This window comes from Streptomyces sp. NPDC001407, assembly GCF_042895325.1.
In the GTDB taxonomy this organism is placed as follows: domain Bacteria; phylum Actinomycetota; class Actinomycetes; order Streptomycetales; family Streptomycetaceae; genus Streptomyces.
The window spans coordinates 59,140-82,032 of record NZ_JBIAWF010000010.1 but is presented as its reverse complement, the minus strand read 5'-3'; the positions used below and the strand labels follow the sequence as shown (position 1 = coordinate 82,032).

The following is a 22,893-nucleotide window of genomic DNA, read 5'->3' as shown; positions in this document are numbered from 1 at the left end:
CGTGACCGACGCGACCCGCCGCACCATCCGCACCACCGTCCAGACCGCCGTCACCCTCGCCGCGCTCCTGCCCGCCATCGTCTCCGCCGCTGGTATCCCCGAGACCCTCCCGTGGGCCGTCGGCGCCCTCGCCCTCGCCGCCGGCCTGACCCGGACCATGGCCATCCCGGGCGTCCAGGCCCTCCTGCCCGTCTGGCTCCGCACCGCCCACCCCGACGAGGTCCACGGCCCCACCCGCGAGGACAGCGCGTGACCGACCCCTCCCCGAACGACACAGCCGCCGTCGCCCTCGAACTCGAACGCCTCCGCGGCACCATGGAGGCCGGATTCGCACGGGTCGACGGAGCGCTAGCACTCCTCGTCCAGCGCTCCGACCAGAGCGAACGACAGCTAGCCGACCACGAAACCCGCCTCAGCAACCTCGAACGCTCACGATGGCCCCTGCCGAGCATCGCCGCCCTCGTCGCCGTGCTCGGCCTCGCCATCACCCTCTGGCAGGCAACCACCGCCCATTGACGCACACGCCCCCGCTGTCGGCTTCATGCCGACAGCGGGGGCGGTTCGTCATATCAACGACCCATTGGCCAGTGGCTGTCAGGCCGCCGACAGGGCCACGATACGTGCGCGAGCTTCCTTGACCTTGGGCTCCGATTGGTGCGATGCGAGTGCGTTCCGGACCTCTTGCAGCCGCTCGACACCTCGTTGGGTGTGGATGCCCGTACCGATGAATCGGAGGGCGCGATCGGTCGCGTCAAGCGCGCCGTCCAGGTCACCAGCCTGGTGGTAGGCAAGAGCCAGAGTGCCGCAACGGACGGCCTGGTCACGGGGCGCGGCATGGGTAACCGACTTCTCCAATGAGTCAGTTGCCCGCGAGGCTTGTCCACTTGCCAGCAGAAAGCGGCCCTCGGTAGAGCGGAGCTGCGATTCACCGTACCAACGCAGGTAGGCGGGTCGGTCGCTGCCGCTGCGCTCCAACGCCGCAAAGGCGCGGTTCAGTGAATGAGCTGCCCTCTTATGGTCCCCTGCCTTGCAATAGACGGTTGTCTCGTGGGCGGCCAGAGAGGATTTCATGAACGCCGGCACTCGGTTGCTGACGCTCGCCGCAGACTCCATGAGCCCGACGGCGGCGCGCTGCTCCTTGTGGTTCGTGGCTTGCGTTGCCATGAAGCACAACGTATGGGCGCCGAGCATGTCGTCGTCCGCCGTCTTCGCTGCCCGCAGGGCGCCGGCATAGTTCTTCTGTGCGGCTGCTTCGAGCCCGGCGTCGTAGCTCATCCAGCCGAGGAGGCAACCAACTTCGGCTGCAAGGGTGAAGAGCCTTTGCCCGATCTCCTCTGTATAGCGACTGTTGGTGATCATGCCTGTGATCAGACGCAGATCTCCGCGCGCCGCGTCGATGAAGTCCACCCCGCCGGTGTCCTGTTCCATGCCGCGAATGGATTCGATTCGCTGGGCCATGCGGTCAACCGTGCGATCGGTGATTGTGTCACCCTTTGTGGCTGCTGCAAGCACTGGGTCGGCATTTGCCCACTGTGTACCAATGCCGACTAGTGCAGCGCCACTGATCCCGATAAAGCCCCTTCGGTCCACTGGTTCACTCCCAGAAAGTGCCGTCAGAACCTCCAGCGTAGACCTCTGATCCCATGGCCCCGCAATGAGTTGATCGTCCCAAGCGGGTAGCCACCGGGGCCACGGCGCCCTGCCGACCATGGCCGGTGGAACGCGGAGGTAGTCGGCGATCACCAGTTGCGCGGGCATTTCGGGGTCGTGGTCTTCCCTCTCCCACTTGAAGATGGTTGAGCGGGTTGTGCCCAGGTGGTACCCGAGGGTCTCCCCGTGGCGGCGGATTGTTGTAGCGAACTGGGTTTTTCCCATGCCGAGTTGGGCGCGTACGTAAGTGAGGGGATGACGTAGAACGGCTGGCCTAACGTCGATCACAGCAACGCTCCTCTGCTGATGATGTGACAAGTTAGCGTGATCAACACTGCTGTCCCAGAGGGCGCGTAGAGGGTTGAAACCCATGTGAAACCTTCCGGTCACTGCACCTCTGGATGGATGGTCGTTGCGTCGGCCCAGGGGCCAGCAGGGCGCCGAGGATGCATCGTGCCGTCAGAAACAGGATGCTGCGCGTCCGTCCTGGGCCGACACCTGACAACGACTCTCGGGGTCGCCAGGCCACGGTAGTTGGATCATGAGATGGGATGGTCCAGATGACGCACCGCAGACGTGCTTCCAAGGAAGGCCGCGACGGCGGGGGAGCAGAGATCGGCTCCGGCGCGACGCCCCGGTGCACCGCACCTGTGGCGCCCGACTGGGTTGCGCTTCAGGTGCGCGTCCGCGACACATCCACGGACCGGGTCGGCATCATCCGCGGCATCGGCGACCCCATCCGAATGTCTGACGACCCGCCCCCCGATTACGTCTGGCTCCTGCCTGTCGGCGGCGGGTTCGAGTGGCCGGCGGCCATTGGCGACCTTGAGCGCCACCAGGAAGAGACGCCCGCGTGAGCGGCGATGCCCGGGGCTGGCGTAAGTCCAAATACAGCTACAGGACGGCTAGTTAACTCCATGACTGAACTGAATCGTCCTCACCAGGAAGGGCGGTGAGACCGTGCAGGAGCACGAGGACCACCCGGCCGACAGCGAACCGCCCACGCGGCGTCGGTTCGTGGCCAATCAATCCGGAACGGTCGTGCACACCCCGGCACCCGCCAGGGCTCATCAGCCCAGCCCGACCGCAGAAGGAAGGGGCACACGATGACCGGCCGCACCCTCGAACTCGTGGAGCTTCCGCCGGGGTACAAGGCCACCCGCACCACTATGAAGTACGTATCCCACACGATCACCGTCCACCCGGATCTCATCATCTACGGCGCGAACTGCTGCGGCTGCGATTGGAAGACCCGGGGGCACGACGAACAGACACAGGCGCTGGACGCATGCTTGGCTCACTCCGGGCGATCCGGTCACAGATCCTTCCGGCCTTTAAGCGAAGGGTTCGCCTTCGTGGTACGCGCGGACGAGGAAGCGAAGACGTGACTGGCGAAGTTCCCCAACGGCCGCTCGTCAGTACGGCCGTTGTGTCCGTCCCGCTCTCCAGCGGTCCGCCGGCCATGCCGACCCCCGACATGCCTGCCGCAACGCGCGCCTACTACGCCCCCGTGCTCGAACCGGCGGCGCCGTGCGTCACGAACGTGCGCGAGCCGCGCCGCCGCATGTGCCCTGGCGGCGGTGAGGACATCGAGAGCCACCCGGCGGACCCCAATTTCTTCCGTTGCGACCGGCACGGCGTGTCGCTCTTCATCAAACCGCCGAACCCCGACCACGTCCCGGCGAGATCCGTCGACCTCCCTGCCCGGTTCCGGCAACCCTCCCCCTGATTCCTGTCCTCTGCTACCTCCGTGACGGCCCCCGGGCTGTCGGCAGAGAGGCAGGCAACCCCCCGCCCCGCCGTGGGTAGCGCAAGCCAGAGGCGGCCGGGCGGGGCCCAGACTCCCGCCTCGCCCCACCCCTTCAGATGGGGGTGGGGCGGAGCGGGCCGCAATCGTCACTCCACCTGAACCCGTTCCTGGCCGGCCGCCAGGTCCGGCAGGAACTCCCGCCTGTGAGCGCCCCTTTGGTACCTCGCGGCGGTCCATCGCAGTTCCCCTTCCCCAAGGAGGCGGTAATGAGTGCTGCCCAAAAACCCTTAGGTTTCGCGTGGCTGGAGGTCACGGGCTTCTGCAACTTGGCCTGCGATCACTGCTACGCCGACTCCTCTCCCCAGGGCACAGACGGAACGATGACCGTCCAGGACTGGACCGGCGTCGTGGACCAGTTGGCAGCCATGGGCACACGCAATGTGCAGTTCATCGGCGGGGAACCGACGCTGTACCCGCACCTGCCCGAACTGATCACGTACACGCACCGCGCGGGCCTGGAGATCGAAGTGTTCTCCAACATGACCCACATCCGCGACGAACTGTGGTCGACGTTCACGGAGTGCGGCGTCAAACTCGCCACGTCCTACTACTCCGACACCCCGCAGGATCACGACAAGGTCACCGGCCTGCGCGGATCCCACAAGAAGACCCGGGCCAACATCCACAAGGCGGTCGACCTGGGCCTGCCCATCCGCGGGGGCATCGTCGCGGTGCACCAGGACCAGCGCGTCCACGAAGCGCTGAAGGACCTGACGGACCTCGGGGTCCGGCAGGTGGGAGGCGACCGCGTCAGGGCGTTCGGCCGGGCCGGACAGGGCACCGGACCGACCGTGAACGACCTCTGCGGACACTGTGCCCTCGGGCAGTGCGCCATCGGGCCCGAGGGCCAGGTGTGGCCCTGTGTCCTGGGGCGCTTCATCACCCTCGGCAACGTCCTGAAGAACCCGCTCGCCGAGATCTGGGGCAGCCCTCGGACGGCGCGGGCACGCGCGGAGATCGCGGCCGCCCACGGGCTGAAGCCGGCGCAGTCGTGCACGCCCCCGCAGTTCCTGCCGAGCTGCGGGCCCTGCGGCCCGTGCGTCCCTTCGGTGGGTCACTGCGACCCGAAGGAGGCGGACAGCGCGCCGGGCAGGGCTACGATCGGCCCCACCGCCTGAGGGCTGACCAATTCCAGGAGTGGCACATGTCCGGTCATGATGATCACGGCGACGACTTCAGCGCATGGTTGGGGGACGTCCCCACCGGTGCAGCTCACCGTACCGAGGACGAGTGGGCCGTCATCGCCGGATACCTGCGGCACGCGGCCAACAAGCTCGGCCCGGCACTCCCGCTGTGCCTGCCGGGCGAACCGGACGAGTGCGGCCGCACCGCCCATCAGCACGTGCTGGCGTGGGCAGCAGCGGTCAAGGCCGCCGCGCAGCGCATCATCGAACAGTCAGCGCCCACCCCTGCGAACGCGGCGTACACGGCCGGTCCCCTCTACCAGCGCAGGCTGGCGGAGCTCCGCGACCGGGACGCCGCCGCCCTGCCCGCCCAGCAGGCCGCGCGCCACTGACCACGGTCACGCCGGTCACCGCTCGCGCACCGCAGGTCCGGTGCGCGAGCGGAGGCGTTCCTACGCGGTGAGTCCCAGGTAGCGGCGGCCGGTCCGGGCGGACACCCCGAAGTGCGTCCCGACCGTGTCCCCGGTCACCGGTTCGCCGCTCGACTCCAGCGCGGCCACGACCTTTTTCACCTCGTCCGGGTCGGGTCCGCGGTCACGGCCACGCGGCCGTCGCCGAGGGCGGCCGCGGTCATGCTTCCCGGACGGCGCCGACGGATCGGCCACCTCGCTCATCCCCGGGAGTACGGCCATGACCGGCGGCCCGTCCGCACCGTCGCCGACCGTGGCCGTGGCCGTGGCCGTGGCCGAGGCGTCCGTGGCCGCTGGTGCCCCGGGTGCCCGGCAGGCTGGGATATCCGCGGTCGTGTCCGCCTCCGCCGCATCCACAGTGGCCGCCTCGGCCGTGGCCGGAGTGCTCTCGTCCGCGCTGTCCGCCCCGGCCGTGGTGGCCGCCGGAACTTTCGCGGTCACCGGACGGCGGACAGCGGGCATGTGCATCAGGTGTGCGACCACGAGCGGCGGCACGCCGGACACCGCGGCCACCATCCACGCCGACTCGCTCATGTATCCGGCGGCCATCAAATGGGCTGTCATCTGGAAGGCCAGCGCCAGTGCGAGGGCGCCGGCCGCGCCGAGGACCGCGGCCCGGCGTTCCGGTGACCGCTTCGGCGTCTTGTCCGCGACGTACGCCGCCACGGCCCCGTACACCGACACCACCAACGGCATCACCAACGCCACCTCCGGTGACCAGCCCGCGACCACCGCCAGCCGGTACTCACCCGGGGCGGACATCACCAGCGCGCCCGCCAGGACCAGCCACAGGTACCAGGGCATCCGCTCCTCGTTCACTGCCCCGCCTCCCCGTCCGCGCGCAGACCAGCCGCGATCGCCCGCGCGGCGTCGTCGCAGTCCTCACACAGCCACTCACCCAGCCGCACCCGCACGAACGGCCCGTCCGTGCCGCCGCAGTCCCAACACTCCACAGGCCCGAAGTGGTTCACGCCGCCGCCCCCGCCGTGCGCGCACGCAGCAGACCACGGATCGCCGCTCCGCCGCGCAACGCCGCCTCGACGGCCCCCGCCACGCCGGCCCCGGCCTCGTCGCAGCGGCAGGACGGACACAAGGACTCGCCGTCAACCGGCAGGAACAACCGCGGCTGATCGTGATCGCCGCCGCACTCCCGCATATCGGCGACGCGCGGCCTGGACTGCGCCTCGGCCGCCCGGTGGTCGGCGGCGCGCTGCTCAGCGAACGTCGGAGCGGCCGGGCGCTTACGGGTCAGCCGGTCACGGACCAGCCCCGCCGGGGAATGCACCTGATCGGGAAGCCACTGGGTCAGTGCCTCACGGATGTCCGCGACGGTGGCGCCGCGCTGCAACCAGTCCCCGGCCAGAGGCGCCAGGACCCGCACGTCCTGCCCGGACAGGCGCAACCGCGGCTCACCGTGCGAGACCGCCGCCAGCGCTTGCCCGCCGCACTCGACCAGCGGCGCGGGCACCGTGGAGGGTGCCGTGGCCGTCGACGCCGGGGCGGGTGCTGCGGATGGCTGATCGCCCTCCCGCCCTCCCTCGGGCCTCTCGTCCTGTGCGGGGGTCGGCCGACCGGCGACGCCGGGGGAGGGAGGGTTGGGGTTGTTCTCAACAGTCTTCTTAGGGAGACGGCCGACGGCCCGGCCCTTCGGCTCACCGGTGGCCGGAGACTGGTCACTCGGCCGCCCGTCCCGCGCCTGGTCCGCCTCCGTGGCCGTCAACGGCACGTTGCTGATCATCTGCACGGTGGACCAGCGGCCCCCGTCGCCCTGTCGCCGCCACTCGTGCAAGAAGCCTTCGGCGGCAAGCTCACGCTTGGCCCGGGTGAACGCCGACTTTCCGATGCCCGCGCGCTTGGCGGTGTCCGACAGCGCTTCCAGCGCCTCGTCCGCCATCGACAGCGCCCAGGTCAGCAACCGGACTGCGTCCGACGACAGGCGGGGGTGGCGAATGATCTCGTTGGGTACCTGCGAGTAGAAGCGCGCAGGCGAGATAGCATGCCTAAGCATCCCGGGGAACCTCTGATTCCTCGTGGTGTAGACCCCCGGGTGGTGTGTCCAGCACCTCCGGGGGTCGCTTCGTTTTCGGCACGAAGCAACCTGTTGCGGGCACCGTACCCCATCCGCGAACTCCTGTGCACGGCTGGGGCGTCGGGGCTCCGGACCCTGCTCAGGAGGTGCCGAGCGGGGTCCGGAACGGGTTCTCCCCTGGGGAGAATCTGGGGAGAACGGGGGAGCGTTTGGGGAGTGCGGGCCCCCAAAATCCAGCGATGTGGGAAACGCTCTGAAACGCGCTAAGTCGCAGGTCAGGCGGCTGATTGGCGGTATTTCCCCAGGTCAGTCGGGGTCGGGCCGGTTCTTGAGGGGGGAGGCTTGAGCCGTCTTTCTGCGCGGGTTTCTGTGCGTGGTCAACGCGGTTCGGCAGCGGCCTGGTTCACGAGGCCGGGGCGGCCCGGTCCAGCGCGGTCAGCACGTCGTCGACGAGGTCGTCGGTGTCCTCCACCCCGACGGAGAAGCGGATGAAGCCTTCCGGCACGGCGTCGCCGCCCCAGCGGCCGCGGCGCTCGGCCGTGGACCGGACGCCGCCGAAGCTCGTGGCTTCGTCGACAAGGCGCAGGGCGGCGAGGAAACGTTCCGCGTGGGCGCGGTCCGGGAGGCTGAAGGAGACGACGCAGCCGAAGCGCCCGCCGTGCATCTGGCGCGCGGCGAGCTCGTGCGCGGGGTCCGTGGGCAGGCCGGGGTGGCGGAGGCCGGTCACCTCGGGGCGGTCGCGCAGGGCCTTCGCCAGGGCGAGCGCGCTCGCGGCCTGCCGGTCGACGCGCAAGTGGAGGGTGGCCAGCGAACGGTGCGCCAGCCATGCCTCCATGGGCCCGGGGATCGCCCCGGTGACCTTGCGCCATGCCCGTACGCCCGCCGTGAGTCCGGGGGCGAGCGCGGCCACGTAGCCCAGCAGGACGTCACCGTGGCCGGTGAGCGCCTTGGTGCCGCTGGCCACGGAGAAGTCGGCGCCCAGTTCCAGGGGGCGCTGGGCGAGCGGGGTGGCGAGGGTGTTGTCGACGGCGACGAGCGCGCCCTCGCGGTGCGCGGCCTCGGCGAGGCGGCGGATGTCGCACACGTCGAGACCGGGGTTCGACGGCGTCTCGAGCCACAGCAGCCGCGCGCCCTCCAGCGCGGCCAGTTGGGCGTCGCCGCCGGTCGGCGCGGTCCGTACGGTGATGCCGAAGCCCTCCAGCCGCTCCCGCAGGGCGGGCAGCAGCTGATAGCCGTCGCCGGGGAGCACGGCGGTGTCACCGGGGCGCAGCCGCGACAGGAGCACGGCCGAGATCGCCGCCATGCCCGAGGGGAAGACCACGGCCCCGGCCCCGCCGCCGGGGGCCTCCAGCGCGCCGATGGCCTCTTCCAGCGCGGTCCAGGTGGGGTTGGCCTCGCGGCCGTAGGTGTACGGGCCGGCTGCCTCGCCCGGCAGATGGTAGTGGGCGGCGAAGACGGGCCCGGGGAGCGCCGGTTCGCATCGCCGCGGTTCCGGCAGACCTGCCCGTACGGCCCGGGTGCCGTCGCCTGTCATCCGTGCTCCCTCAGGTGGTGCCTCGCGCGCGTGCCGCGCCCGTTGCGTCGGCGGTCCGGCGCGTGCGGCGCCGGAGGGCCGTCAGTCGTTCTCGTCCGGCAGGATCATGTGCATCGCCCACGCCACGATCGAGATGATCACGCCGCCGACCAGGGCGCTCCAGAAGCCCGCCACATGGAAGGCCAGTCCGAGCTTGCCCGCGAGCCAGGACGTCAGCAGCAGCATCAGCGCGTTGATCACGAGCGTGATGAGCCCGAGGGTCAGGATGAAGAGCGGGAACGACAGCAGCTTCACGACCGGCTTGACGATGAAGTTGACCACGCCGAAGACGAGCGCGACGAGAATGAGCGTGAGCACCTTGCGCACGGTGTTCTCACCGGACAGCGTGATGCCCTTGAGCAGCCAGATCGCGACCGCCAGGGCCGCCGCGTTGGCGATCGTCTTGACTACGAAATTCTTCATGGTGAGATCGTTGCAGACGGGATCGGCTGCCGAGGTCCCGCGCTGCGACCCGCGGCGAAGTGACGGCGAGGGACGGTAACGAGGTGGTCGAGAGATGAAGGCGTTCCGGCTGGACGAGCTCGAGGCGGAGCGGGCCGCCAACGAGGGGGCCTATCTGCAGTTCCTGCGCGAGCGGAACATGTCCGTCGGCCTCTACGCGCTGGACGCGGGGGACACCGACCCGCAGACCCCGCACGCGCAGGACGAGGTCTACATGGTCATGAGCGGGCGCGGGGCGATCACGGTGGGGAACGAGACGACCGACGTGGCGCGGGGGAGCGTGGTCTACGTGCCCGCCGGCGTGCCGCACCGCTTCCACCACATCAGCGAGGATCTGAGGGTCCTGGTGGTCTTCTCTCCGCCTGAGAGCTGAGGGTCGCCCCCCGGATCCCGTAGGGGGTCGCTCAGGGACGGACGGGGGCTGCGGGGCCCCCGCCGGCCCACCGGGCCGTCCTAGCATCGAGAGCGAGGCCGGAGCAGTTCCGCTCCGGCTCCACGAAGAGCTCCATGAAGAGCTTCACGCAGAGCTCCACGAAGCGGAAAGCAGGGACGGACGATGGGTGAGAAGGGGATTTTCGCAGGACTCCCGTGGTGGGTGAAGTGGATCGCCGTGCCGGTCCTCGTCCTGATGGTGTTCGGCGGCCTGATCATGACCGCGCTCGGTTTCGTCATCGCGCTGCTCTTCAAGGCGCTGCTGCTGGTGGCGCTCGTCGGCGGCCTGATCTTCGTCGTCAGGAAGTTCACGTCGTCCTCGTCGTCCAAGAGCGACTGGTAACGGCTCCCATCGGTGTGCGGGAGACAGGAGTACGTCACCCGCACCGTCCCTCGGCACCGCCTTCCGACTGTCGCCCACGGTCGGTGTTGACGAATGTGGCGATTTCTCCGCCGTTAAACGCCCGGAACGACTCCGCCCCGTAGTCGAGTCGCTACGCTCCAGAGTCATAGAGCTCGTAAGCTCACTCTCGATCTCTATCGGTATCTGAAATATCACTCCCTGTGATCCATGGATGCCGTCGGACGACGGAGTCTATGGCCATAAGGAGCCAATCCCGGCCAAAACGACGAATCGGGGCATTGGGCGATGCGTGAAACGGTTCAGGCAGAAGTAATCATGACCTTCCTCGTCTCCGAGGAGCTGTCCTTCCGGATTCCGGTCGGGCTGGTCTACGACAGTAGTGACCCTTATGCGGTGAAATTCACCTTTCACCTGCCCGGGGACGCCCCGGTGACCTGGGCATTCGCCCGGGAGCTGCTGCTCGACGGGCTCAGCCAGCCGTCCGGCGAGGGCGATGTGCACATCGCCCCCGCCTCCACCGAGCACCTCTCGGACGTCTTCATCAGACTGCAAGTGGGCTGCGAAGGGGCCCTGTTCCGCGCCGGGGCGGCGCCCCTGGTGGCGTTCCTCGACCGGACCGACCGCATCGCGCCCCTCGGCGAGGAGCGCTCGGTCGCGGACTTCGAGTACGACCTCGCCGCCGCTCTCGACAACATCCTCGCCGGCAACCCCGAGGGGCAGAACGCTGGTTAGCGGCCCGGAACGGCTCCGTCGTCCTTCTGGAGCGGCACCCGCTCCGCGCGGGGCGCCGCGCCCTGCGGCGCGGACGCGGGACCCCGGCCCGCCGGGCTGCCCGTAGTGCCGTTGCCGTTGCCCATGTCGTTGCCGGCGCCGTCGGCCGCCGGGCCGCCGAGGCCGGTCGCCCCCGGGCCCTGTGCCGTGCCCATGCTCGCGAGCAGCTGCCGTGCCAGGCCCAGGCCCGTGCCGCCCATCGTCAGGGCCTTCGCGAAGAGGTCGGACATGCCGTCCGCACCGTTCAACAGCACCATATGATCGACGTTTCCGAAGGCCTCCGCCCCGGCCCGCACGATCTCCGGCCAGTTCTCGGCCAGTTGCTGGGCGACCACCGCCTCCTGGTTCTCCGCCAGGGCAGCCGCCCTGGCCTTGATCGCCTCCGCCTCGGCCAGACCCTGCGCCCTCGCCGCCTCGGCCGCCGCCAGACCCCTGGCCTGCGCGGCCGCGGCCTCGGCCTCACCGGTCGCCCGGGTCGCCGCGGCGGCCGCGGCACCGCGCGCCTTGGTGGCCTCCGCCTCCGCGCCCGCCGCCGTCTTCACCCGCGTCGCCTCGGCGGCCGCCGCCAGCTCCGTCTCCCGGGCCTTCGCCTGCGCCGCGGAGATCCGGGCGTCACGCTCCGCCTCGGCCAGCGTCCGCTTCTCGTACGCCGCGGCGTCCGCCGGCTTGCGGACGTCCGCCTGGAGCTGCTGCTCCTTGCGCTGCGCCGCGAGCTCGGCGACCCGCGTCTCCTGGACCACGACCTCCTGCTGCGCCGCCGCCTCCGCCAGCGGGCCCGCCTGCCGGGCCTTGGCCGCTGCGCTGTCCCGCTCGGCCTGATAGCCGGCCCGCAGGATCTCGCTGTCGCGGGTCGCCTCCGACATCCGGGCGGCGGCCTGCTGCTCCGCCTCCGTGGCCAGCCGGTCGGCCTCGGCCTGGGCTATCCGGGCGTCCCGGTGCACGGCGGCCGCGTGCGGCGCGGAGAGGTTCTTGATGTAGCCCGTGGGGTCCTGGATCTCGTGGATCTGCAAGGAGTCGATGATCAGACCCAGCTTCTCCATCTCGGTGCCCGAGGCTGCCCGGGTCTCGCCGGTCAGCCGCTCGCGGTCGCGGATCATGTCCTCGACCGTCAACCCGCCGACGATCGAGCGCAGGTGACCCGCGAAGACGTTGTGCACCCGGTCGCCCATGTGCTTCTGCTGGTCGAGGAAGCGGCGGGCGGCGTTCGCGATCGACACGAAGTCGTCGCCCACCTTGAATATCACCACGCCGTGCACCTTGAGCGGGATGCCCTGCTGGGTGACGCAATCCACGTTCAGCTCGGCCTCGTTGAGATCCAGCGACAGCTTCCGCACCACCTGCACGCCGGGCAGAACGAGCGTGCCCCGCCCGGTGACGATCCGGAAGCCCATGCCTTCTTCCAGACCCTCGGTGCGGTGCTTGGAACCGGAGATGACCAGCGCCTCATTGGGCTCCGCCACCCGCCACATCAGCTTGAACAGCCCGATCACGACGGCCATGCCGACGACGACGGCCCCCGCCACGATGCCGATGAGCATCGCTCATCCCCCCTTTGACGGCTCCTGGGTGCGGAGCCTGTGATCGAAAGTGTGCGCCCGCGCAGGCCGGTGGTGAAGAGGCCCGGGAGTCTTGGCGTTTTCTTGACGCCTGGCACCCCGCGAACCCCGCGCACCCCCGGCGGATCAGCCGTACGCGGCCGCCACATAGACCGTGCGCGGCGGCTGATACTCCACGATCACCACCACCGTGCCCCGCTCCAGGCGCTCGCCCGCCTCCACCGCGTACGCCAGGAACGCCTCCGCACCGCCCCTGACCCGCACGATCACCTCGCCGACCAGCCCCGGGCCGACCGTCCCCGTCACCCTGCCCTGCTCACCGATCACCGGCTCCCCCTCCCGCGATCACTTCGCCCGGCGGCGCCTCCCGCCCCGGGACGCCCCCCGCGCCCTCGGACCGCTCTTCGCCCGCGTCTTCGTATTGTGCCGGTCGGCACTGACAACGAGCGCCGCCAGCGCGGTCGTCACCGGCACCGAGGCCACCAACCCGATGCTGCCGACCAGCGTGCGCACGATCTCCTCCGCGACGATCTCGCTCGTCGCGACCCGCCCGATCCCGCTGTCCGCGATCGAGAACAGCAGCATCAGCGGCAGCGACGCGCCCGCGTACGCCATCACCAGGGTGTTGACCACCGACGCGATGTGGTCGCGCCCGATGCGCATCCCCGAGCCGTAGAGCTTGCGCCAACTCGCGCTCGGATCCGCCTCCTTCAGCTCCCACACCGCCGACGTCTGCGTCACCGTGACGTCGTCGAGCACGCCCAGGGAGCCGATGATGATCCCGGCGAGCAGCAGGCCGCGGATCTCGATCTCGGGGTAGAGGCCGTGCACCAGGCCGGTCTGGTCGTCGGTGTCACCCGTCAGGTGCGCCCACTGCGTGAACAGCGCGCCGAGCAGCCCGATGAGCATCAGGGAGGTGAGCGTGCCGACGACCGCCACGGACGTCCGCGCGTTGAGGCCATGACACATGTAGAGCGCGATCAGCATGATCGCGCTGCCGCCGACCACAGCCACCAGCAACGGGTCCGAACCGTGCAGGATCGCGGGGAGGATGAACAGCGTCAGCACCCCGAAGCTGACCACCAGGGCGACCAGCGCGAAGACCCCGCGCAGCCGGCCGACCACCACGACGGCCAGCGCGAACAGCCCGGCGAGCAGCGCCATGGGCAGCGTCCGGTCCACGTCGGTGACCGCGTACTGGAGGTTCTTGGGCGCCTTCGGCGCGTACGCCAGGACGACTCCCTGGCCCACCGTGTAGTGCCGCGAGGCGCTCGGCTGCACGAGCTCGGTGAAAGTGCGGCCCTTGTCCGGGCCCGAGGTCACCTCGATCTCCGACTTCTCGCACGGCCCCTGCGCCGCGGGCGGTCCGCCGCCCGGCTGCGGGGACTGCTGCTGCGGTGTGGCGCCCGCCTTGGAGCAGTCGATCTCCTCGATCTTCACCACTCGCCCCGACCGCGTCTGCTGGTCGAGACCGAGCCCGGAGTGCTTGTGGGGCGGCGCCCCGCCCGGCCACATCACGATCAGCCCCGCGAGCACCGCGACGGCGAAGGGGATGAGCACGGCCGCGATCACCTTGCGCAGGTGCGCGGAGACGGGCGTGGGCGGGCCGTGGCTGTGCGAGTGGCCGTGGGAATGACCATGTGAGGAGGCATGGGAGTGATGGCCGTGAGGCAGGGGGCGGGGGAGGTCGGTGGGGGACTGCGGTTCCGTGGGGGTCACGTCACGCATCATCGCAACCCCCTCTGGTCCTCCGTACGGGGGAAGCGCTAGCGTGGTGGCACCTTTGCAATCGCGGGAGCTCGGAGCACCGGGCTGAGAGGGCGCTGACCTCCGTACGGCTGGCACGTACGGGAATCGCTGCGTCGACCGCCGAACCTGTTACCGGGTAATGCCGGCGTAGGGAGTTCTGGTCTCATGACCTCGCAGGATGCACGCACGTCCGAAACCGGTCCGATCGGCTGGCACAAGGACTACGTGACCGGCTCGCGGCCGGACCTCAGGGTTCCGGTGCGGCGGGTGCATCTCACCAACGGGCAGGACGTACGGCTGTACGACACCTCCGGCCCGTACACCGACCCGGCCGTCGAGACGGACGTCCGCCGTGGCCTCCAGCCGCTGCGGGAGAGCTGGATCATCGGCCGCGGTGACACCGAGGAGTACGCGGGGCGCCCGATGCGCCCCGAGGACGACGGCCTCAAGCACACCTCTCCGCGCGGGGGGCTGAAGAACCTCGACGCGGTCTTCCCCGGCCGCCCGCGCCAGCCCCGCCGGGGCCGGTCCGGCGCCGCGGTGACCCAGCTCGCGTACGCCCGGCGCGGTGAGATCACCGAGGAGATGGAGTACGTGGCCCTCCGGGAGAACGTCTCCCCGGAGACCGTCCGCGAGGAGATCGCGGCCGGCCGGGCCGTGCTCCCCGCCAATGTGAACCACCCGGAGATCGAGCCGATGATCATCGGCAAGAAGTTCCTGGTCAAGGTGAACGCCAACATCGGCAATTCCGCCGTCACCTCCTCGATCGAGGAGGAGGTCGAGAAGATGACCTGGGCGACCCGCTGGGGCGCCGACACGGTCATGGACCTCTCGACCGGCCGCAACATCCACACCACCCGCGAGTGGGTGCTGCGCAACTCCCCCGTGCCGATCGGCACCGTGCCGCTCTACCAGGCCCTGGAGAAGGTCGACGGCAAGGCCGAAGAGCTCACCTGGGAGATCTACAAGGACACGGTCATCGAGCAGGCCGAGCAGGGCGTGGACTACATGACCGTCCACGCGGGCGTGCTGCTGCGCTACGTCCCGCTGACGGCGCGCCGCAAGACCGGCATCGTCTCGCGCGGCGGCTCGATCATGGCCGCCTGGTGCCTGGCGCACCACAAGGAGTCGTTCCTCTACGAGAACTTCGAGGAGCTCTGCGAGATCCTCGCCTCGTACGACGTGACGTACTCCCTCGGCGACGGCCTGCGCCCCGGTTCGATCGCGGACGCCAACGACGAGGCGCAGTTCGCCGAGTTGAGGACGCTGGGCGAGCTCAACACGATCGCCAAGCGGCACAACGTACAGACGATGATCGAGGGCCCGGGGCATGTCCCGATGCACAAGATCAAGGAGAACATCGACCTCCAGCAGGAGATCTGCGAGGAGGCGCCGTTCTACACGCTCGGCCCGCTGACGACCGACGTCGCGCCCGCGTACGACCACATCACCTCGGGCATCGGCGCGGCGATGATCGCCTGGTGGGGCACGGCGATGCTCTGCTACGTCACGCCCAAGGAGCACCTGGGCCTGCCGGACCGCGACGACGTCAAGACCGGTGTGATCACGTACAAGATCGCGGCGCACGCGGCGGACCTCGCCAAGGGGCACCCGGGCGCGCAGGAGTGGGACGACGCGCTGTCCGACGCCCGCTTCGAGTTCCGCTGGGAGGACCAGTTCAACCTGGCGCTCGACCCGGACACGGCACGTGCCTTCCACGACGAGACGCTGCCGGCGGAGCCCGCGAAGACGGCGCACTTCTGCTCGATGTGCGGGCCCAAGTTCTGCTCGATGAAGATCTCGCAGGACATCCGCCGTGAGCACGGCGGGGAGCTCGCCGTCGATCCCGAGGCGGGGATGGCGGAGAAGTCCAAGGAGTTCGCGGCGGCGGGCAACCGCGTCTATCTGCCGATCGCCGACTAGGAGTTCAGCCGCACGGTCCGAGAGGCCCCGGCCGGTGTCGGGGCCTCTCGCGTGTGCCGTGCCGCGGGCCGGCGGTCAGCCCGGACGGTTGTCCGGGCCGCCGTAGTCCGGGCTGGTGAAGTCGGGGCTGGTGTAGCGCGGGCGGACGTGCGGGGAGGACTCGCTGTCGGGGCTGGTGAAGCCGGGGCGCGAGTACCCAAGGGTCGGGGTGCGGCTGTGGTTCTCGTGCTGCCTCGGGACGTACGAAGACGGCGTGTTGAGCGGGGCGTTGGCCAGGGCTTCCCGGAGGAAGGGCAGTATGCCGCGGTGGAGCAGCGCCTGCCGCCATGCCTCCCCGGCCCGGTCGGCCTCCTCGCTCAGCCCGGCTCCCCGGGCGTCCGTCCCCTCGCCGACGCCGTTGCGCAGGGCGGTCACCACCATGCCGATCATGGCGACGAACGCACCGGCGGCGGTGAGCCCGGCGAACCACCAGCCGATGGTGATCATTGGCTCGCCGACAGACGGGTTGGAGCCGACCGTCCGCAGGACGTAGCCGACGAGGAGGAAGATCAGGGCGGCGATCCCGGCGAGCACGGGAGCCAGCACGGCGACGACCGCTCCGGCGCCCGCGCCGGAGGATTCCACGACCTCGCTGTCCGCGACGCCGAATCCGTCGGGGGCGCTTTCATCACCGTGCACGCCCCCGGCGCTCACGTTTTGGGGGTGCATGCTCGCGGAGAGCGCACGCAGAGCGTCGCGCGCCCTTACGTAGTTCTGGTATTCGGTGGTCGCGCACGCCGAGATGGCGGTCATGGCATTGAGCGCCATGGTGCGCAACTGTTCTGCATTGAGCCGCTGTCCTATCGCGGCGGCCAGTTCCGGGTCATGGTCGGCGGTACGCAGCGCCTGGTCGAGAACCCGCTCGAATTCCGGGCGGTCCTCGGCCAGCAGGTGCGGAGCGCTGTTCATGTGCATCCCCCGATGCTCCGTAGGGCCTTCTTGCCGGCTTACACCGGGCAGTGGGCGGAAACGGAGGAGAGCCTGCTACGGATAAGCCGATGGTAGAGCGGTACCGGCGCACGGTGACAGTGTGTTTCGGGAATTGCCCCGCGCCGGTGGAACTCCCTACCTGCCCGTGGACCTACCCCCTGAACCCTCATCCACCCAGCGGAAGTTGCACCACCAGCAGTTTTCCGGCCATCGTGACCCCTCCGTCCATCGCCAGTGCGAGCCCGTCCGCATAGAGATGCGGACCGTCGACGGCGGGCGTGCCGCCCTCCTCGCCGTCCGCGTCCTCCGCGCCGACCTCGCCCAGGAGATACGGGATCGGGCTGTGGCCGTGCACCAGCCGGCGGCCGCCGTAGGTGTCCAGCAGCTCCCGTACGGCCAGCGGGCCGGCCTCGTCGCGGAAGGCGAACCGCTTGGTGAACTTCCGGAAGAGGTCCCAGCACTCGTCGGGGTCGTTGCGCTGGAGCGCCTCGGTGACGGCGTCGTTGACGGCCTCGATGGAGTCGCCGTAATCCAGATAGGCGGTGGTGTCGGAGTGCACCAGCAGGTGCCCGTCCTCCTCCGCCATGGCGTCGAGCCGCGACATCCACTGGAGGTGGTGGTCCTCCAGGCGCTCCATGTCGGTGCGCTGGCCGCCGTTGAGCAGCCAGGCCGCCTGGAAGGAGGCTGTTCCCGCACCGGAGTTGACCGGCGTGTCGGAGAACCGCTTGGCGCCGATGATCAGCAGCTCGTGGTTGCCCATGAGGGCCTTGCAGTAGCCGCCGGCGGCCGCGGCCTCGGCGGACAGCCGCATCACGAGGTCGATCACGCCGACGCCGTCCGGGCCGCGGTCGGTGAAGTCGCCGAGGAACCACAGGCGGGCGTTGCCCGCGCACCAGCTGCCGTTCGCGTCGATGAGGCCCTGGGCCTCCAGCGCGGCGTGCAGCTGGTCGAGATAGCCGTGGACGTCGCCCACGACGTAGAGCGGGCCGAGGCCGGGCCGCGGGGCCGCGTGGTGCTCGGCGAGGGGCGTCAGCGCGACGGTCGGCACGTCGTCGGGGACGGCCTGGCCGATCACGGGCAGGTCGCGCTCGGTGGGGGTGTAGCCCTCCGGCGCGTCCACCGGCGGCTGCGCGGGCGGGGCCGCGTGATCGTACGGAGGCATGGGGGCATGCGGAGGGGGCGCGGCATACCCGGGGAAGGGCGGCATCGCCGCCGTGGTCCGTGCCGCGGGTCCCTGACCGGCCCCCTGAGTCATCGACCCCTCCACCATCGCGCCGCCGTGCACCTTGTGGACCTTGCCTGGTCGACGGCGGTCCGTGGTGTCGTGCGCCCATCATAGGAATGACCGTCGCGCCTTGTGACGCACCAGGGGCCGTCAATCGGGGCGGGAGGGTGCGCGCGGCGGTCATTTCTCCCCAATTGAGTCATTCGCCCCCGGGTCTCCGCGCTCCTGCGCCCCTCCGCACGGTTTTGGCAAAGGTGTGGCGGCCAGGAGACGGCGCGTTGACCCCGAGGGGCCCATGCGGTGGCCCTCAGTCCGGGGCGGGACCGCGCGGCGGGCTGACCGTGGTGCGCGGGCGGCGGCGCTGGGAGGACGTCCGGACGATGAGTTCGGTCGGTATCACCTGCTCGACCGGGTGCCCGCTGTCGAGCCCTTCGATGGCGTCGATGAGGAGCTGGACGACCGCTGTCCCGATGCGCCGGGGCTTGAGCGACAGGGTGGTGACGGGCGGCTCGGTGGCGGCGTAGACGGTGGACTCGCTGCAGCAGACGAGCAGGAGGTCGTCCGGGACGCGCAGGCCGTAGCGGCGGGCGGCGGCGAGCAGGTCCGTGCCGTTGGGGTCGAAGAGGCCGTAGACGGCGTCCGGCCGGTCGGGCCGGGCGAGCAGCCGGTCGGCCGCGACGGCGCCCGCGCAGGGGTCGTGGGCGGGGTACTTCTCGTAGACCGGGTCCTGGCCCGCGCGCTCGCACCAGTGCAGGTAGGCGTGGGTGGAGAGCCGGGTGTACGTGTCGGTGGTGGTGCCCGTCAGCAGGCCGATCCGGCGGGCGCCGGCCGCGGCGAGGTGGTCGAGGATGCCGACGACGGCGGCCTCGTGATCGTTGTCGACCCACGCGGTGACCGGGAGGCTGCCCGCGGGGCGGCCGTCGGAGACCACCGGGATGCCCTGGCGGACCAGTTCGGAGACGACCGGGTCGTGGTCGGAGGGGTCGACGACGACGGTGCCGTCGAGCGCGACGTTGGACCACACGTCGTGGCGTGAGGTGGCGGGGAGGATGACCAGGGCGTAGCCGCGGGCCAGCGCGGCGGAGGTGGCGGCCCTGGCCATCTCGGCGAAGTACGCGAACTCAGTGAAGGTGAAAGGTTCATCCCCGTACGTGGTCACGGTCAGGCCGATGAGCCCGGACTTGCCCGTGCGGAGGGTGCGGGCCGCGGCGGACGGGCGATAGCCCAGCCGGTCGGCGACCTCGCGGACATGGCGGCGGGTCGCGTCCGGTAGCCGGCCCTTGCCGTTGAGCGCGTCGGAGACGGTCGTGATCGAGACGCCGGCGGCGGCGGCCACGTCCCGGATGCCCGCCCGTCCGTGCCGGCTGCCCCTGCGGGCTGGTTCGGCCCGGCTCACCTGGTGCTTCCCTGCTGCTGTCATGGCGAGCCGATAGTAGGGCTCGGAATGTCCATGAGCAGGGGGCTCCATTTGCCTGTTGACAGGCACGTTTCTGCAAGCACAATTCCGCCCAATGACCATGGAAACACAGAGAGTTGTCCGGGTCGACGGTGAACCATTGGCCTCTGGCATATCCGCCTCCGGTTATCACCCGAGGTCTCGAAGAGGTCTCAACTCACCTGCATGGGTGATGCGCGCCACGGCGCCCGCCACCGGCGTGCAGGACTTTCAGGAGCGCTCCCCCTGCTCTGGACGCCGCCCCGGTGAATCCTCTTAAGGTGTGCAGTATTCATGTCCGCTATTCGTGTGCGGCCTGCCCGTGCGGGTGCGAGCGCACGGGATGTCGAGGAGGACCCGCGGTGACCGAGAAGACCCCGAGGCTGCGCCCCGCCCTGGACGGCGTGCCCACCTACAAGCCGGGCCGGCCCGCCGCCGCGGGTGGCCCCGTCGCGTACAAGCTGTCCTCCAACGAGAACCCCTATCCGCCGCTGCCCGGCGTGCTGGAGACGGCGGTCGAGGCCGCGGGCACCATCAACCGCTACCCCGACATGGCCTGCACGGCGCTGACGGCCGAGCTCGCGGACCGTTTCTCGGTGCCGGTGACGCACCTGGCGACCGGCACCGGCTCGGTGGGCGTCGCGCAGCAGCTGGTGCAGGCCACCTCGGGGCCGGGCGACGAGGTGATCTACGCCTGGCGGTCGTTCGAGGCGTACCCGATCATCACCCAGGTGTCCGGCGCCACGCCGGTGCAGGTCCCGCTGACGGGCGACGAGGTCCACGACCTCGACGCGATGCTGGCCGCGATCACCGACCGGACCCGGCTGATCTTCGTCTGCAACCCCAACAACCCCACCGGCACCGTGGTGCGCCGGGCCGAGCTGGAGTCCTTCCTGGACCGGGTGCCCGCCGATGTGCTGGTCGTGCTCGACGAGGCGTACATCGAGTTCGTCCGCGACGCGGACGTCCCCGACGGCCTCGACCTTTACCGGGACCGTCCGAACGTCTGCGTGCTGCGCACCTTCTCCAAGGCGTACGGGCTGGCCGGGCTGCGGATCGGCTTTGCCGTCGCGCACGAGCCCGTCGCGGCGGCGCTGCGCAAGACCGCCGTCCCGTTCGGCGTGAGCCACATCGCGCAGGAGGCGGCGATCGCCTCGCTGCGGAGCGAGGACGCGCTGCGGGAGCGGGTGCAGGCACTGGTGGAGGAGCGCGCCCGGGTCGTCGATGCGCTGACCGGGCAGGGCTGGACGGTGCCGGAGACGCAGGCCAACTTCGTGTGGCTGCGGCTGGGGGAGCGCACGGCGGAGTTCGCGGCGGCGTGCGAGCGTGCGGGCGTGGTCGTACGGCCGTTCCCGGGCGAGGGCATCCGCGCGACGATCGGCGAGACGGCGGCGAACGACCTCTTCCTCGAAGTGGCGGGGGCGTTCCGCAAGGAGCTGTAGAAGGCGGTGCCTTCGGGCGGGCCGGGGTGTGCGGGAGGACCGCGCGCCCCGGCCCGCCGTCGTTGCGGGCTCACCGCCCGGGCCGCCGCCGGCCGTTCCGCGGGGCGAAGCCGGCGTTCCGGATTTGGCCGAAGGGCATCGGGTCCCCGGCTGAGGGGACCCCCTTGTCGAGCGCGAAAACCTGTGCGTCATAATTGCTTGTGAATGTGAACGCGTTCACAAGCATGCCCTTTACCTCCCGTTTTCGTTGGGGCGAAAGGGGCATATCGCCGATGCGTGAGGCGTCGGTGACGCAAGAGGCAAGGAGAGACCGCGTGAACCTCGCTTTGGCGCCGGAGACGCTGGCGCGCTGGCAATTCGGCATCACCACCGTCTACCACTTTCTCTTCGTCCCGCTCACGATCAGTCTCGCGGCGATCACCGCCGGGCTGGAGACGGCCTGGGTCCGTACCGGCAAGGACAAGTACTTCCACGCGACGAAGTTCTGGGGAAAGCTCTTCCTGATCAACATCGCGATGGGTGTCGTCACTGGCATCGTGCAGGAGTTCCAGTTCGGCATGAACTGGTCCGACTACTCGCGCTTCGTCGGTGACGTCTTCGGCGCGCCGCTCGCGATGGAGGCCCTGCTGGCCTTCTTCTTCGAGTCCACCTTCATCGGCCTGTGGATCTTCGGCTGGGACAAGCTGCCCAAGAAGATCCACTGCGCGTGCATCTGGATCGTCGCCGTCGGCACGGTGCTCTCCTCGTACTTCATCCTGGCGGCCAACTCCTGGATGCAGCACCCGATCGGCTATGCCATCGACAAGGCGACGGGGAAGGCGCGGCTCACCGACATCTGGGCCGTACTCACCCAGAACACCACCCTGGTCGTCGTCTTCCACACGCTCACCGCCGCGTTCCTCACCGGTGGCGCGTTCGTCGTCGGCATCGCCTCCTTCCACCTGTGGCGCGCCAAGCGCAAGCAGCTGCGGGGCGAGGAGCTCGGCGAGAAGCAGCGGTCGCAGGTCGGCGCCATGCGGGCCTCGCTGCGCGTCGGCCTGGTGGTCGCGGTCATCGCCGGCCTGGGCACCGCCCTGAGCGGTGACAGCCTCGGCAAGGTGATGTTCGAGCAGCAGCCGATGAAGATGGCCGCCGCCGAGGCGCTGTGGGAGACCCAGGCGCCCGCGCCCTTCTCGGTCTTCGCGGTCGGCGATGTCAGCAAGGGCCACAACAGCGTGGAGATAGAGGTCCCGGGCATCCTCTCCTTCCTCGCCCACAGCAACTTCTCCGAGGCGGTCCCCGGCATCAACGACGTCGCCGCGCAGGAGGCCGCGCGGTACGGCGGAAAGCCGGACGACTACATCCCCAGCATCTTCATGACCTTCTGGGGCTTCCGGCTGATGATCGGCTTCGGGATGACCTCCTTCGTCGCCGCGCTCATCGGCCTGTGGACCACCCGGAAGAAATTCTGGCTCGACCCGGAGTTCCGCACGGGCGACAACGAGGTGCCGCGGCTGATGCTCACGCGCACCCGTGAGATGAGCCCCTTCTTCACCGCCTGGTCCTGGCGCATCGGCCTGCTCACCATGGGCTTCCCGCTCATCGCCAACTCCTTCGGCTGGATCTTCACCGAGATGGGCCGCCAGCCGTGGGCCGTCTACGGGCTGATGAAGACCGGCAACGCCGTCTCCCCCGGCGTCAGCCAGGCCGAAGTGCTCACCTCCATGGGCGTCTTCACCCTGCTGTACGGCGTGCTGGCGGTGGTCGAGGTCAAGCTGCTCGTGAAGTACGCCAAGGCGGGCCCCGACACGGACGAGAAGCCGCCCACGGAGGACCCGAGGCTGCGCCTGCCGTCCGGGGGATCCGGGGCGGAGCGGTCCGAGGACGCCGACAAGCCGATGACCTTCGCGTACTGACGCGGCGGCGGAAC

General features: G+C 70.0%; 25 protein-coding genes and 1 riboswitch. Of the genes, 13 read left to right on the top strand and 12 right to left on the bottom strand.

Annotation, left to right across the window (positions count from 1 at the left end; translation table 11 throughout):
• The first annotated feature begins 1 nt into the window (after position 1).
• Positions 2 to 253, top strand: coding sequence for a hypothetical protein (locus tag ACFY1P_RS15960; RefSeq protein ID WP_390750897.1), 252 nt, complete (start codon positions 2 to 4; stop codon positions 251 to 253).
• Positions 250 to 516 carry a hypothetical protein gene (locus tag ACFY1P_RS15955; protein ID WP_390750896.1) on the top strand — a complete coding sequence of 89 codons (267 nt, stop codon included), beginning with the start codon at positions 250 to 252 and terminating at the stop codon, positions 514 to 516. The genes ACFY1P_RS15960 and ACFY1P_RS15955 overlap by 4 nt, the downstream gene beginning before the upstream one ends.
• A gap of 78 nt (positions 517 to 594) precedes the next feature.
• Here the strand turns inward: ACFY1P_RS15955 and ACFY1P_RS15950 are convergent, their stop codons facing one another.
• Entirely contained in the window at positions 595 to 1,458 is an 864-nt protein-coding gene (locus tag ACFY1P_RS15950) for a transcriptional regulator (RefSeq protein WP_390750895.1), read from the bottom strand.
• Between the two features lie 743 nt (positions 1,459 to 2,201).
• Here ACFY1P_RS15950 and ACFY1P_RS15945 point away from each other — a divergent pair.
• From ACFY1P_RS15945 to ACFY1P_RS15925, 5 genes are all read left to right on the top strand, one after another.
• Complete coding sequence (locus ACFY1P_RS15945; protein WP_390750894.1) at positions 2,202 to 2,507, top strand: hypothetical protein; 306 nt, start codon at positions 2,202 to 2,204, stop codon at positions 2,505 to 2,507.
• A gap of 249 nt (positions 2,508 to 2,756) precedes the next feature.
• Positions 2,757 to 3,038, top strand: a complete 282-nt coding sequence (locus ACFY1P_RS15940; RefSeq protein ID WP_390750893.1) for a hypothetical protein — start codon at positions 2,757 to 2,759, stop codon at positions 3,036 to 3,038.
• The gene (locus ACFY1P_RS15935) at positions 3,035 to 3,379 is read left to right on the top strand and encodes a hypothetical protein (protein ID WP_390750892.1); all 345 of its coding nucleotides are present in this window, start codon (positions 3,035 to 3,037) and stop codon (positions 3,377 to 3,379) included. Before ACFY1P_RS15940 ends, ACFY1P_RS15935 begins: the two co-directional genes overlap by 4 nt.
• A 287-nt stretch (positions 3,380 to 3,666) precedes the next feature.
• The gene (locus tag ACFY1P_RS15930) at positions 3,667 to 4,578 is read left to right on the top strand and encodes a radical SAM protein (protein WP_390750891.1); all 912 of its coding nucleotides are present in this window, start codon (positions 3,667 to 3,669) and stop codon (positions 4,576 to 4,578) included.
• Positions 4,579 to 4,604: 26 nt separating this feature from the next.
• Positions 4,605 to 4,976 (top strand): hypothetical protein, encoded by a 372-nt coding sequence (locus ACFY1P_RS15925; protein ID WP_390750890.1) that lies wholly within the window; start codon positions 4,605 to 4,607, stop codon positions 4,974 to 4,976.
• A 60-nt stretch (positions 4,977 to 5,036) separates the two neighbouring features.
• On the opposite strand, the gene ACFY1P_RS15920 is transcribed toward ACFY1P_RS15925, so the two are convergent.
• The 5 genes from ACFY1P_RS15920 to ACFY1P_RS15900 form a co-directional block, all read right to left on the bottom strand.
• Positions 5,037 to 5,873, bottom strand: a complete 837-nt coding sequence (locus ACFY1P_RS15920; RefSeq protein ID WP_390750889.1) for a hypothetical protein — start codon at positions 5,871 to 5,873, stop codon at positions 5,037 to 5,039.
• Positions 5,870 to 6,025, bottom strand: a complete 156-nt coding sequence (locus ACFY1P_RS15915) for a hypothetical protein (RefSeq protein ID WP_390750888.1) — start codon at positions 6,023 to 6,025, stop codon at positions 5,870 to 5,872. The genes ACFY1P_RS15920 and ACFY1P_RS15915 overlap by 4 nt, the downstream gene beginning before the upstream one ends.
• Entirely contained in the window at positions 6,022 to 7,062 is a 1,041-nt protein-coding gene (locus tag ACFY1P_RS15910; protein ID WP_390750887.1) for a hypothetical protein, read from the bottom strand. Before ACFY1P_RS15910 ends, ACFY1P_RS15915 begins: the two co-directional genes overlap by 4 nt.
• Positions 7,063 to 7,486: 424 nt before the next feature.
• Complete coding sequence (locus ACFY1P_RS15905) at positions 7,487 to 8,617, bottom strand: cystathionine gamma-lyase (protein ID WP_390750886.1); 1,131 nt, start codon at positions 8,615 to 8,617, stop codon at positions 7,487 to 7,489.
• 81 nt (positions 8,618 to 8,698) lie between these two features.
• Entirely contained in the window at positions 8,699 to 9,079 is a 381-nt protein-coding gene (locus tag ACFY1P_RS15900; protein ID WP_361519354.1) for a phage holin family protein, read from the bottom strand.
• 94 nt (positions 9,080 to 9,173) lie between these two features.
• Between ACFY1P_RS15900 and ACFY1P_RS15895 the strand changes: the two genes are divergently transcribed.
• From ACFY1P_RS15895 to ACFY1P_RS15885, 3 genes are all read left to right on the top strand, one after another.
• Complete coding sequence (locus ACFY1P_RS15895) at positions 9,174 to 9,491, top strand: cupin domain-containing protein (protein ID WP_361519351.1); 318 nt, start codon at positions 9,174 to 9,176, stop codon at positions 9,489 to 9,491.
• 183 nt (positions 9,492 to 9,674) lie between these two features.
• A complete protein-coding gene (locus ACFY1P_RS15890) occupies positions 9,675 to 9,893 on the top strand; it encodes a DUF5326 family protein (RefSeq protein WP_361519348.1) in 219 nt (72 codons plus the stop codon).
• Between the two features lie 306 nt (positions 9,894 to 10,199).
• Complete coding sequence (locus ACFY1P_RS15885; RefSeq protein WP_361519345.1) at positions 10,200 to 10,646, top strand: SsgA family sporulation/cell division regulator; 447 nt, start codon at positions 10,200 to 10,202, stop codon at positions 10,644 to 10,646.
• Here the strand turns inward: ACFY1P_RS15885 and ACFY1P_RS15880 are convergent.
• The 3 genes from ACFY1P_RS15880 to ACFY1P_RS15870 form a co-directional block, all read right to left on the bottom strand.
• A complete protein-coding gene (locus tag ACFY1P_RS15880) occupies positions 10,643 to 12,223 on the bottom strand; it encodes an SPFH domain-containing protein (RefSeq protein ID WP_390750885.1) in 1,581 nt (526 codons plus the stop codon). The two genes, ACFY1P_RS15885 and ACFY1P_RS15880, sit on opposite strands and share 4 nt — an antisense overlap.
• 144 nt (positions 12,224 to 12,367) lie before the next feature.
• On the bottom strand, positions 12,368 to 12,568 hold the full coding sequence (locus ACFY1P_RS15875) for a hypothetical protein (RefSeq protein WP_361519339.1): 201 nt from the start codon (positions 12,566 to 12,568) through the stop codon (positions 12,368 to 12,370).
• Between the two features lie 18 nt (positions 12,569 to 12,586).
• Positions 12,587 to 13,969: a YibE/F family protein gene (locus ACFY1P_RS15870; RefSeq protein ID WP_390750980.1), complete on the bottom strand. Its 1,383-nt coding sequence runs from the start codon at positions 13,967 to 13,969 to the stop codon at positions 12,587 to 12,589.
• Positions 13,970 to 14,022: 53 nt separating this feature from the next.
• A riboswitch (TPP riboswitch) is annotated at positions 14,023 to 14,162 on the top strand.
• On the opposite strand from ACFY1P_RS15870, the gene thiC reads away from it, so the two are divergent.
• The gene (thiC, locus tag ACFY1P_RS15865) at positions 14,156 to 15,913 is read left to right on the top strand and encodes a phosphomethylpyrimidine synthase ThiC (RefSeq protein WP_390750884.1); all 1,758 of its coding nucleotides are present in this window, start codon (positions 14,156 to 14,158) and stop codon (positions 15,911 to 15,913) included. It overlaps the preceding riboswitch by 7 nt.
• A 75-nt stretch (positions 15,914 to 15,988) precedes the next feature.
• Here the strand turns inward: thiC and ACFY1P_RS15860 are convergent, their stop codons facing one another.
• From ACFY1P_RS15860 to ACFY1P_RS15850, 3 genes are all read right to left on the bottom strand, one after another.
• Positions 15,989 to 16,867: a hypothetical protein gene (locus ACFY1P_RS15860; RefSeq protein ID WP_361519330.1), complete on the bottom strand. Its 879-nt coding sequence runs from the start codon at positions 16,865 to 16,867 to the stop codon at positions 15,989 to 15,991.
• A gap of 181 nt (positions 16,868 to 17,048) precedes the next feature.
• A complete protein-coding gene (locus ACFY1P_RS15855) occupies positions 17,049 to 18,137 on the bottom strand; it encodes a metallophosphoesterase (protein ID WP_361519328.1) in 1,089 nt (362 codons plus the stop codon).
• A 277-nt stretch (positions 18,138 to 18,414) separates the two neighbouring features.
• Entirely contained in the window at positions 18,415 to 19,527 is a 1,113-nt protein-coding gene (locus tag ACFY1P_RS15850) for a LacI family DNA-binding transcriptional regulator (RefSeq protein ID WP_361519325.1), read from the bottom strand.
• A gap of 377 nt (positions 19,528 to 19,904) precedes the next feature.
• Here ACFY1P_RS15850 and hisC point away from each other — a divergent pair, with 377 nt between their 5' ends.
• On the top strand, positions 19,905 to 20,984 hold the full coding sequence (hisC, locus tag ACFY1P_RS15845) for a histidinol-phosphate transaminase (protein WP_361519323.1): 1,080 nt from the start codon (positions 19,905 to 19,907) through the stop codon (positions 20,982 to 20,984).
• Positions 20,985 to 21,298: 314 nt separating this feature from the next.
• A complete protein-coding gene (locus ACFY1P_RS15840) occupies positions 21,299 to 22,879 on the top strand; it encodes a cytochrome ubiquinol oxidase subunit I (protein ID WP_361519320.1) in 1,581 nt (526 codons plus the stop codon).
• Positions 22,880 to 22,893: the final 14 nt, after the last annotated feature.

Bases quoted from the DNA above. Each gene is read 5' to 3' on its own strand.
- ACFY1P_RS15950 (WP_390750895.1), bottom strand. From the start codon at position 1,458: ATGGCCCAGCGAATCGAATCCATTCGCGGCATGGAACAGGACACCGGC.
- ACFY1P_RS15945 (WP_390750894.1), top strand. From the start codon at position 2,202: ATGGTCCAGATGACGCACCGCAGACGTGCTTCCAAGGAAGGCCGCGAC.
- ACFY1P_RS15940 (WP_390750893.1), top strand. From the start codon at position 2,757: ATGACCGGCCGCACCCTCGAACTCGTGGAGCTTCCGCCGGGGTACAAG.
- ACFY1P_RS15930 (WP_390750891.1), top strand. From the start codon at position 3,667: ATGAGTGCTGCCCAAAAACCCTTAGGTTTCGCGTGGCTGGAGGTCACG.
- ACFY1P_RS15925 (WP_390750890.1), top strand. From the start codon at position 4,605: ATGTCCGGTCATGATGATCACGGCGACGACTTCAGCGCATGGTTGGGG.
- ACFY1P_RS15910 (WP_390750887.1), bottom strand. From the start codon at position 7,062: ATGCTTAGGCATGCTATCTCGCCTGCGCGCTTCTACTCGCAGGTACCC.
- ACFY1P_RS15905 (WP_390750886.1), bottom strand. From the start codon at position 8,617: ATGACAGGCGACGGCACCCGGGCCGTACGGGCAGGTCTGCCGGAACCG.
- ACFY1P_RS15900 (WP_361519354.1), bottom strand. From the start codon at position 9,079: ATGAAGAATTTCGTAGTCAAGACGATCGCCAACGCGGCGGCCCTGGCG.
- ACFY1P_RS15895 (WP_361519351.1), top strand. From the start codon at position 9,174: ATGAAGGCGTTCCGGCTGGACGAGCTCGAGGCGGAGCGGGCCGCCAAC.
- ACFY1P_RS15890 (WP_361519348.1), top strand. From the start codon at position 9,675: ATGGGTGAGAAGGGGATTTTCGCAGGACTCCCGTGGTGGGTGAAGTGG.
- ACFY1P_RS15885 (WP_361519345.1), top strand. From the start codon at position 10,200: ATGCGTGAAACGGTTCAGGCAGAAGTAATCATGACCTTCCTCGTCTCC.
- ACFY1P_RS15880 (WP_390750885.1), bottom strand. From the start codon at position 12,223: ATGCTCATCGGCATCGTGGCGGGGGCCGTCGTCGTCGGCATGGCCGTC.
- ACFY1P_RS15870 (WP_390750980.1), bottom strand. From the start codon at position 13,969: ATGCGTGACGTGACCCCCACGGAACCGCAGTCCCCCACCGACCTCCCC.
- thiC (WP_390750884.1), top strand. From the start codon at position 14,156: ATGACCTCGCAGGATGCACGCACGTCCGAAACCGGTCCGATCGGCTGG.
- ACFY1P_RS15860 (WP_361519330.1), bottom strand. From the start codon at position 16,867: ATGCACATGAACAGCGCTCCGCACCTGCTGGCCGAGGACCGCCCGGAA.
- ACFY1P_RS15855 (WP_361519328.1), bottom strand. From the start codon at position 18,137: ATGACTCAGGGGGCCGGTCAGGGACCCGCGGCACGGACCACGGCGGCG.
- ACFY1P_RS15850 (WP_361519325.1), bottom strand. From the start codon at position 19,527: ATGACAGCAGCAGGGAAGCACCAGGTGAGCCGGGCCGAACCAGCCCGC.